At 62.4% G+C, this 1,142-nt stretch carries 1 protein-coding gene; it reads right to left on the minus strand.

Translation table 11 applies throughout. The features are described from left to right. Nucleotides 1-186: 186 nt before the first annotated feature. Nucleotides 187-966: a hypothetical protein gene (locus ACBJ59_RS62780; protein WP_375119393.1), complete on the minus strand. Its 780-nt coding sequence runs from the start codon at nt 964-966 to the stop codon at nt 187-189. Nucleotides 967-1,142 lie beyond the last annotated feature (176 nt).

Raw genomic sequence — 1,142 nt, forward strand, 5'->3', positions numbered from 1 at the left:
CGCAGCATAATCACGAATGGTCGTGTGCCCACACTTTGGGACTCCGGAAGTTATCCACAACCATGCCGACCAGCACTTTCGCTCAACGATCAAGGCTTATGTGCCCGCGAACTGCGAAACTCGGGCGCTACCTGCGGGAGGAAAGTCGAGGCGAACGAGAATCACGACCGGAAGAACCCGCCGGCGTCAGGTACGACGATCTCTATCCATCAGCATGGCGATGGGGACGCCCAGGTCGCTCTCAATGGTGGCGGCGGTAGCCGTAGCCCCGCGCTTGCGTAGTGCCTCGACCGCCCGGTCCAGGAGCTTGCCAAGCCGCACAACCTCATTGCGCAAGGCGATCAGCTCATCGAACCGCTCAACGGCTTCCTGCCCGCACCACTGCCGCACCAAGGCGTGCACAGGTTCGCGCTCGCGCAGCCGTACTTTGCGTTCCTCACGGACGTCCTCCCAGGATGGGCGGTAAGGGTACCCGTAGAGGTTCTCCGAACGCAGTTCCGCTTCTTCCCGGTGGATCGCTTCTATGATCCCTTCGGAGAAGGCCGTAGCAATCGTCGGCATCAGCCGCCGTGCTGCCCGCCAAGGGCTGATCAGCGTCCCATGACGATCATGGAAGGCGAGAGGGTCGTCGGCTAGTTCTTCGACGGTGAGTCCCAGACGATCAGCTACCCCCGCAGGCTTGTCGATCCGCAGGACCCCCGTCTCGGTCTTGCTTCGTCCGAGGATCACCCGTCGGCCAAGCCCGCAGGCCTTCACGACGAGCAACGCGGCTTCGTACTCCACCGTGTCGCCGGCAGCAGACGATGCTTCTCTGACGGCCAAGAGGCGCCGCTCGTCGTTGAGCCGCGGTTCGATGTCGGCCCAGCGGTCGAGCAGAGAGGTGTAGGAGACCCATTCCTGTAGCCCGGCGTCGTCGCCGTCCAGTCGGCGGATCCTGATTGAGTCGTCGTTATCGCGAATCTTCACGATCGTGACGCGGTGCACGGGATCGGCCAGCGCCCTGGGCCGCTCGCGATAACCTCAGCTATTCAGCCGGGGCGGTAGCTGTGCTCTAGAACATGAGAAAAGGTGCCCCTGAACTGCAAGGATTCGGGTGTCGAAGCCATATCCGCTGCAGAAGCAGGTGCACCTTTCTGGTGAGT

Origin of the sequence: Nonomuraea sp. MTCD27 (assembly GCF_041950495.1) — a bacterium.
Lineage (GTDB): Bacteria > Actinomycetota > Actinomycetes > Streptosporangiales > Streptosporangiaceae > Nonomuraea.